General features: G+C 68.1%; 8 protein-coding genes. 2 read left to right on the top strand and 6 right to left on the bottom strand.

Features of this window, described 5'->3' with window-relative positions; all coding sequences use genetic code 11:
- Positions 1-53: 53 nt before the first annotated feature.
- Positions 54-1451, bottom strand: coding sequence for a GABA permease (gabP, locus tag RN02_RS22570; protein ID WP_043316999.1), 1398 nt, complete (start codon positions 1449-1451; stop codon positions 54-56).
- A gap of 262 nt (positions 1452-1713) precedes the next feature.
- Complete coding sequence (locus RN02_RS22565) at positions 1714-3036, bottom strand: MFS transporter (RefSeq protein ID WP_009613624.1); 1323 nt, start codon at positions 3034-3036, stop codon at positions 1714-1716.
- A gap of 183 nt (positions 3037-3219) precedes the next feature.
- Between RN02_RS22565 and RN02_RS22560 the strand changes: the two genes are divergently transcribed.
- Complete coding sequence (locus RN02_RS22560) at positions 3220-4113, top strand: LysR family transcriptional regulator (RefSeq protein ID WP_043316996.1); 894 nt, start codon at positions 3220-3222, stop codon at positions 4111-4113.
- Between the two features lie 89 nt (positions 4114-4202).
- Complete coding sequence (locus RN02_RS22555; RefSeq protein WP_009613622.1) at positions 4203-4970, top strand: ParA family protein; 768 nt, start codon at positions 4203-4205, stop codon at positions 4968-4970.
- Between the two features lie 25 nt (positions 4971-4995).
- Here RN02_RS22555 and RN02_RS22550 read toward each other — a convergent pair whose 3' ends face one another.
- The 4 genes from RN02_RS22550 to RN02_RS22535 form a co-directional block, all read right to left on the bottom strand.
- Entirely contained in the window at positions 4996-5805 is an 810-nt protein-coding gene (locus RN02_RS22550; protein WP_043316994.1) for a universal stress protein, read from the bottom strand.
- Positions 5806-5881: 76 nt separating this feature from the next.
- Positions 5882-6325, bottom strand: coding sequence for a PaaI family thioesterase (locus tag RN02_RS22545; RefSeq protein WP_009613620.1), 444 nt, complete (start codon positions 6323-6325; stop codon positions 5882-5884).
- Between the two features lie 104 nt (positions 6326-6429).
- A complete protein-coding gene (gene trxC, locus RN02_RS22540) occupies positions 6430-6864 on the bottom strand; it encodes a thioredoxin TrxC (protein ID WP_043316992.1) in 435 nt (144 codons plus the stop codon).
- Between the two features lie 52 nt (positions 6865-6916).
- Positions 6917-8194: a bifunctional O-acetylhomoserine aminocarboxypropyltransferase/cysteine synthase gene (locus tag RN02_RS22535; protein WP_043316990.1), complete on the bottom strand. Its 1278-nt coding sequence runs from the start codon at positions 8192-8194 to the stop codon at positions 6917-6919.
- Between the last annotated feature and the right edge of the window lie 64 nt (positions 8195-8258).

The raw sequence follows: 8258 nt of genomic DNA, 5'->3' as shown, positions 1-8258 counted from the left end.
CCCCCAACAAAAAACCCCCGCCATTGGCGGGGCTTTTTCATGGGCGCTATCGGTCAGGCGGCGTCGGCCGCGTAGCCGGCGGCGCGCTGCTGGGCCTTGCGACGGTTCGCCACCAGCAGCCCGGAACACACGACCACGATGGTCAGCAGGGCGGTGGCGACCACCTCCATGCGGTGGTCCGGGCGGATCATCATGGTTACCAGCGCGCCGGCGATGAACAGGATCACCGCCCAGGTCAGCCAGGGGAACAGCCACATCTTCAGCGTCAGCTGGTGGCCTTGGGCGAGCAGCTTCTTGCGCATGTTCAGTTGCGAGATGGCGATCACCAGGTACACCAGCAGGGCGATGGCGCCGGAGCTGGCCAGCAGGAAGTTGAACACTTCGGCCGGGGCCAGGTAGTTGGCGAAGGTGCACAGGAAGGCCATGGCGGTGGACAGCAGCACGGCGTACACCGGGGTGCGGCTGGCGCTGGTCACCTGGGCGATGCGCGGGGCGTCGCCGCGCTTGCTCAGCGAGTACATCATCCGCGAGGCGGTGTAGAGCGCCGAGTTCAGGCAACTGGTCACCGAGACCAGGACGATGATGTCGACGATCAGCTTGGCGTAGGGCACGTGCAGGTGCTCCAGCACGGTCTGGTAGGAGCCCATGCTCACCAGGCGCGGGTCGTTCCACGGCACCAGGCAGACCACGATCAGGATCGACAGCAGGTAGAACAGGGCGATCCGCCAGATCACCGAGTTGGTGGCGCGGGTGATCTGCTGCGCCGGGTCCTTGGACTCGGTGGCGGCGATGGTGACGATCTCCGAGCCCATGAAGGAGAACATGGTGGTCAGCAGGGCCGCCAGCACGGCGCCCCAGCCCTTGGGCAGGAAGCCGCCCTCGGCGTACAGGTGGCTGATGCCGCTGACCTCGGGGTTCGGCGAGACGCCGAAGATGGCCGCGCAACCCATGACCAGGAAGGCGATGATCGAGCCGACCTTGATCAGTGCCAGCCAGAACTCGAACTCACCGTAGTTCTTCACGCTGAACAGGTTGGTCACGGTCAGCGCCGCGGTGATCACGAAGGCCAGGACCCAGATCGGCGCGCCGGGGATCCAGGCGTGGATGATGGCGGCGGCGGCGTTGGCCTCCAGCGGGATCACCAGCACCCAGAACCACCAGTACAGCCAGCCGATGGTGAAGCCGGCCCAGTGGCCGATGGCGCGGTCGGCGTAGGTGGAGAAGGAGCCGCTGTCCGGCTGGGCGACGGCCATTTCGGCCAGCATGCGCATGACCAGGACCACCAGCAGGCCGGCGACCAGGTAGGAAACCATGACACCCGGGCCTGCTTCGGCGATGGCGTGGCCGGAGCCGACGAAGAGGCCGGCGCCGATGGCCCCGGCGATGGACAACATGGTGACGTGGCGGTTCTTCAGGCCCTGGGCCAGACCGGCGGATGGGGTACTGCTCATGCGTTACCTACAGCGAGAAAAGGAAGGAAATGCGTCCTGCGCAGCCGAAGCCGTTTTGATAATCCAACGAGGTGTTCCTTTTCCTGAACGCAAGATGCGCGCCATATTTTGTTACGACCTTGGTCGTAGGCGCGAAAAAAGTTGGGTAGAAGTGCCACGACGCCCCGGGATAGGGGCGTCGCGATCATGGGAATGTCATATCCATAGGCGACACTGGCATATCTGTCGCCGACAGAATCGGAACTGAGTGTGTAGAAAATACTCAGTTGTGCGGGGTGCTCAGCGCGGGAAGGGTGCGCGGTAACACTGCCAGACGCGCCAGGTGCAACGCCACCAGCACGGCGATGCTCAGCAGCGCGGCGATGAACAGGCCGACGCCGGTCCAGCCGAAGTGGTGCCAGAACACCCCGCCGGTGGTGCCGGCCACGCTGGAGCCCAGGTAATAGCTGAACAGGTACAGCGACGAGGCCTGGCCCTTGGCCTTGAGCGCGCGGCGGCCGATCCAGCTGCTGGCCACCGAGTGCGCGGCGAAGAAGCCGAAGGTGAACAGCAGCATGCCCGCGACTATCAGCGGCAGCGCCGGCAGCAGGGTCAGCAGCAGGCCGCTGAGCATCAGCACTATCACCGCCCAGAGCACCTTGCGCCGGCCCAGGCGGTCGGCCAGCGAGCCGACCCAGGCGGAGCTGTAAATGCCCACCAGGTACACCAGCGAGAGCACGCCGACCACGGCCTGGCTGAGGTGGTACGGATCGGCCAGCAGGCGGTAGCCGATGTAGTTGAACAGGGTGACGAAGGCGCCCATCAGCAGGAAGCCCTCGAGGAACAGCCAGGGCAGGCCGGCGTCGCGCAGGTGCGAGGCGAAGCCGTCGGCCAGTTGCCGGAGGTTCAGCGGGGTGGGGCGGAAGTTGCGCGACTCCGGGAGAATGCGCCAGAACACCACGGCCGCCACCAGGGCCAGGCCGCCGAGGATGGCGATGGCCGCGTGCCAGGACATGAAGTCCACCAGCACGCCGGTGATCAGCCGCCCGCTCATGCCGCCGATGGCGTTGCCGCCGATGTACAGCCCCATGGACAGGCCGATGTGCTGCGGGTGGATTTCCTCGCTCAGGTAGGTCATGCCCACCGCCGCCAGGCCGCTGAGCGACAGCCCGACCAGCGCGCGCATGGCCAGCACCCCGTGCCATGTCGGCATCACCGCGCTGGCCAGGGTGAAGAGGGCGGCGAAGGCCAGCGAGGCGACCATGATCGGCTTGCGCCCGATGGCGTCGGAAATCGGCCCGGTGACCAGCAGGCCGAGGGCCATCATGATGGTCGCGATGGACAGCACCAGGCTGCTCTGCGCGGCGCTGAGGGCGAAGGTCTGCGACAGCACCGGCATCATCGGCTGCACGCAGTAGAGCAGGGCGAAGGTGGCGAAGCCGCCGGAGAACAGCGCAAGCGAGGTGCGCATGAAGGCCGGGGTGCCTTTCTCGATGTAGCTCTCGATGTCGTTCACGGCGCCGGCCAGCGCCTGGTTGGCCGCCTCGGCGGCCTGCAGCAAGGCGGGTTCGGAATCCGACGAAGCCCGCACGGCAGAGTGACTCACAACTCACCTCGATTCTGGAAAGGGGTGTGCCTCGCGGCGAGCGAAATCGGCCCGCGCAGCCAGGCTGGCAGAAAGTGGAAAGTCGTTATTGGGCTTGTGTGACAAGGATAAGGAAGGGCTTTTATTATTTCCAATATATTGATCGACACGTTTGATATGTAATTCGACTCATTCGGAGTTCCCATGGAGCTGCGTCACCTGCGTTACTTCATCGCCGTCGCCGAGGAACTGCATTTCGGCCGCGCCGCCGAGGCCCTGGGCATCTCCCAGCCGCCGCTGAGCCAGCAGATCCAGGCGCTGGAGGAGGAGATAGGCGCGCGCCTGCTGGAGCGCACCAACCGTCGGGTGGCGCTGACCGAAGCCGGCCGGCTGTTCCTCGACGAGGCCCGCCAGGTGTTGGCCCAGGTCGACCGCGCGGTGCTGCTGGCGCGCCGCGCGCACCAGGGCGAACTGGGCGAGTTGCGCATCGGCTTCACCGCCTCGGCGCCCTTCACCTCGGCCATCCCGCGCAGCATCCACGCCTTCCGCCAGGCCTACCCGGAAGTGCACCTGGACCTGCAGGAGATGAGCAGCCGGCAGATCGTCGAAGCGCTGCAGGAAGAGCGCCTGCAGGTCGGGGTGATCCGCTCCTTCCAGCTGCCGGCCTCGCTGGAGGCGGTGGAGCTGTTCAGCGAACCGCTGGTGGCGGTGCTGCGCGCCGACCACCCGCTGGCCCGCGAGTCGCTGGAGGGCCTGGAACTGGCGGCGCTGGCCGAGGAGCCCTTCGTGTTCTTCCCGCGCAGCTATGGCACCGGGCTGTACGACCAGTTGCAGGCGCTGGCCCGGCAAGCCGGGTTCACCCCGCGTATCAGCCAGGAGGCCGGCGAGGCCATGACCATCATCGGCCTGGTGGCGGCGGGCCTGGGGGTTTCCATGCTGCCAGGCTCGTTCCGCCGCACGCGGGTGGACGGGGTGGTCTACCGCACCCTGCTGGACCCCGGCGCGACCAGCTCGGTATGGCTGGTGCGGCGGCGCAGCGAGAGGTCCCCGGCGGCGCTGGCCTTCATCGAGCTGGTCACCCGCGGCGCGGCGGCCTAGGCGCCGCCCGACGGCATGCGCAAGTGCTCGCCCTTGTCATGGGCATTGCATAGAATCCGCTGTCACTTGAACGGCTTGGAGGGGTGCTCATGCGTCGCGTGGTTTTCAATCAGAAGGGCGGGGTCGGCAAGTCGAGCATTGCCTGCAACCTGGCCGCCGTGAGCGCCGCCGAGGGCTACCGCACGCTGCTGGTGGATCTGGACGCCCAGGGCAATTCCACCCATTACCTCACCGGCCTGACCGGCGACGACGTGCCCATGGGCATCGCCGACTTCTTCAAGCAGAGCCTCTCCGGCGGCCCCTTCGCCCGCAAGGGCAAGGTGGACATCTACGAGACGCCGTTCGACAACCTCCACGTGGTGACCGCCACCGCCGAGCTGGCCGACCTGCAGCCCAAGCTCGAGGCCAAGCACAAGATCAACAAGCTGCGCAAACTGCTCGACGAGCTGGCCGAGGACTACGACCGCATCTATCTGGACACCCCGCCGGCGCTGAACTTCTACACGGTATCCGCGCTGATCGCCGCCGACCGCTGCCTGATCCCCTTCGACTGCGACAGCTTCTCCCGCCAGGCGCTGTACGGCCTGCTGCGCGAGATCGAGGAGCTGAAGGAGGACCACAACGAGGACCTGGAAGTGGAGGGCATCGTGGTCAACCAGTTCCAGCCGCGCGCCAGCCTGCCGCAGCAACTGCTCGACGAACTGGTGGAAGAGGAAATGCCGGTGCTGCCGGTGTACCTGATGAGCTCGGTGAAGATGCGCGAGTCGCACCAGGCCTGCACCCCGCTGATCTACCTCGACCCCCGCCACAAGCTGACCCAGCAGTTCGTCGAACTGCACGGTCTGCTTGAAGCTTGAAGCTTGAAGCTTACAGCTGCTCTATTCAGGCGCTGACCAGCAGGTCGCAAGGCGGCCGGCGCAGGTAGTAGCGCGCCGTGCTGCCCAGCAGGGCCTGTTGCAGCGCGCCGCGCCCGCGGCTGCCGAGCACCAGTAGCTGCGGCTGCCAGTCGGCCAGGCTGTGGTCCAGCGCTTCGCGAACCCCCATCGAACTCACCAGGCACTCGAGTTGCGGCAGCGGGCCGCCCACCTGCTGGCTCTCGTCGTGAATCAGCTGTTCCAGCAGCTGGCGTTGCTCGTCCAGGCGTTCGCGCAGCCGGGCGGGGTCGTTGCCGGCGTCGTAGGCATGCAGGGCCAGCAGTTCGCCGCCCGGCGCCAGCCAGGCGCAGGCGCTGCGCCAGGCGTGGCAGGCGCCGACGGAGAAGTCCAGGGCGCTGAGCGCCCGCCGGTAGGGGCGCAGCTGCGAGTCGGTCACCAGCAGGGCGGGCACCCGGCTGCAGCGCAGGATCTGTTCCAGGGTGGTGCCTTCGAAACGCTCCACCAGCGCCTGGCGGTGAGTGCCGGTGACCAGCAGGTCCGCCTGCAGCTCCTGCGCCGTGGCGGCTATCACGCTGGCCGGGCGGCCCTCGGCGACCAGCGGCTGGTAATCCGTCAGGCCGGCGCTGCGGGCGCTGTCCTGCAGCGCGGCGACGGCGCTCTGCCGGGCCTTGGCCAGCAGCGGCGCGCCCAGGGGCTGTTCGATGACGTGCAGCAGGCTGACGCGGGCATCGTGTTCGGCGGCCAGTTGCGCGGCACGGCGCACGGCGACGTCGGCTTCGACGCTGAGGTCGTGGGCGACCAGGATGTGCTTGGGCATGGTGGGATCCTCCGGCGGTCCCACCACTCTGGCCCAGCCGCGCGCACCCATGTTGACGCAGCGCAAGGGCTGCGGATCAACGGCTGCGCAGCTGATAGACGGCGCGGCTTTCCGCTACCACCTCGCCGTGGGCGTCCTTGAGCTGCAGCTCCAGCACGTACTCGGCCTTGCCGTTGAGCGTGGCCTCCTCGGCGATGCGCTTGAGCTCGGCCTCGTCCAGGCGGGCCTCCACCCGCACGTCGCTGGCCGCCGGGCGGCGGAAGCGCAGGCCGGCTTCCTTGACGATGGGGTAGAAGCGGTGGCTGTCGAAGCTGGTCAGGGTGATGACGCCGCCGGGCAGCTCGGCGAGGGTGAAGAGGGCGCCGGCGTACATGTTGCCCAGGTGGTTCTCGTTGCCGTGCAGCGGCATGCGCAGGCGCACGTGGCCGCGTTCGAGGATTTCGGCCTTGAGCCCGCAGCGCTTGACGAAGGCGATGTGCTCTTCGGTCATCTGGCGGACGAATTCGACGGGAAAGGACATCGGGCGGCTCCGCTTCTTGTTCTGTCCAGGCAAGCCTAGCCGCCCTGCCGCGGCGGGCAATGACCGCTTCGCTCAGGCGCGCTGACCGAAGCGGTCGCGGCGCCTCACAGGCCCTGGCGGGCCAGCCAGTCGAGCAGTTGCGGCAGCGGCAGGGCGCCGCTCTGGCGCGCCGCTTCGCGGCCGTCCTTGAAGAGGATCAGGCTGGGGATGGAGCGGATGCCCAGTTGCCCGGCCAGGCGCTGGTTGGCTTCGCTGTCCAGCTTGGCCAGGCGGCAGCGCCCGGAAAGCCGCGCGGCGGCCTGCTCGAAGGTCGGCGCGAAGGCCTTGCACGGGCCACACCAGTCGGCCCAGACGTCCAGCAGCAGCGGCAGGTCGCCCTTGAGCTGGGCGGCGAAGCCGGCTTCGTCGACGGCGAAGGGCCTGCCCGGCAGCACCTCGTGCTTGCAGCGCCCGCAGCGCGGATGGTCGCCCAGGCGCTCGGCCGGCAGGCGGTTGAGCCCGCCGCAGTGCGGGCAGGGAATCAGCAGGGGGTCGGTCATGGCGCGGCTCCGGAAGAGGATTCCCCCAATCTGGAGCCGCGTCCGGCGGATATCAAGCCGCGGCGGCGGCCAGGGCCTGTTCGAGGTCGGCGATGATGTCGTCGCTGTGCTCGATGCCGATGGACAGCCGCACCATGTCCTGGCTCACCCCGGCGCGGGCCAGTTCCTCGGCGTTGAGCTGGCGATGGGTGGTGCTGGCCGGGTGGCAGGCCAGCGACTTGGCGTCGCCGATGTTGACCAGGCGCACCACCAGCTTCAGCGCGTCGATGAAGCGCGCGCCAGCCTCGGCGCCGCCCTGGATGCCGAAGGACAGGATCGAGGCCGGCTTGCCGTCCATGTAGCGCTTGGCCAGGGCGTGCTCGGGGTGCTCCGGCAGGCCGGCGTATTTCACCCAGGCCACCTGCGGGTGCTGTTCCAGGTAATGGGCGACCTTCAGCGCGTTCTCGCAGTGGCGCTCCATGCGCAGGGCCAGGGTCTCCAGGCCCTGGAGGATGAGGAAGGCGTTGAACGGCGACAACGCCGCGCCGGTGTTGCGCAGCGGCACCACGCGGCAGCGGCCGATGAACGCGGCCGGGCCGAAGGCTTCGGTGTAGGTCACGCCGTGGTAGGACGGGTCCGGGGTGTTGAGCAGCGGGAAGCGCGCCTTGTGCTGCGCCCAGGGGAACTTGCCGGAGTCGACCACCATGCCGCCGATGCTGGTGCCGTGGCCGCCGATGTACTTGGTCAGCGAGTGCACGACTATGTCCGCGCCGTGCTCGAAGGGCCGGCAGAGGATGGGCGTGGCTACGGTGTTGTCGACGATCAGCGGCACGCCGTGGCGGTGCGCGGCGTCGGCCAGGGCCTGGAGGTCGACGATGTTGCCTGCCGGGTTGCCGATGGACTCGCAGAACACCGCCTTGGTGCGCTCGTCGATCAGCGCTTCCAGCGCGGCCACGTCGTCGTGGGGCGCGAAGCGCGTCTGGATGCCGAAGCGCGGCAGGGTGTGGGCCAGCAGGTTGTAGGTGCCGCCATAGAGCTTGGCCACCGAGACGATGTTGTCGCCGGCCTCGGCCACGGTCTGGATGGCATAGGTGATGGCGGCCATGCCCGAGGCCACGGCCAGCGCGCCCACGCCGCCTTCCAGGGCGGCGACGCGCTGCTCCAGCACGTCGTTGGTGGGGTTCATGATGCGCGTGTAGATGTTGCCGGCCACCTTCAGGTCGAACAGGTCGGCGCCGTGCTGGGTGTCGTCGAAGGCGTAGGAGGTGGTCTGGTAGATCGGCACGGCCACCGCCTTGGTGGTCGGGTCGGGGCTGTAGCCGGCGTGGATCGCCAGGGTTTCCAGTTTCATCGTGCGGGCATCCTTGGTGGGCAGAAAGCCCTGAGGATGCGAGCGGCGCCAGCGCCGGTCAATG

The organism is Pseudomonas sp. PI1 (assembly GCF_000812405.1).
GTDB lineage: Bacteria > Pseudomonadota > Gammaproteobacteria > Pseudomonadales > Pseudomonadaceae > Pseudomonas > Pseudomonas citronellolis.
This window is presented reverse-complemented; position numbering and strand designations above follow the sequence as displayed.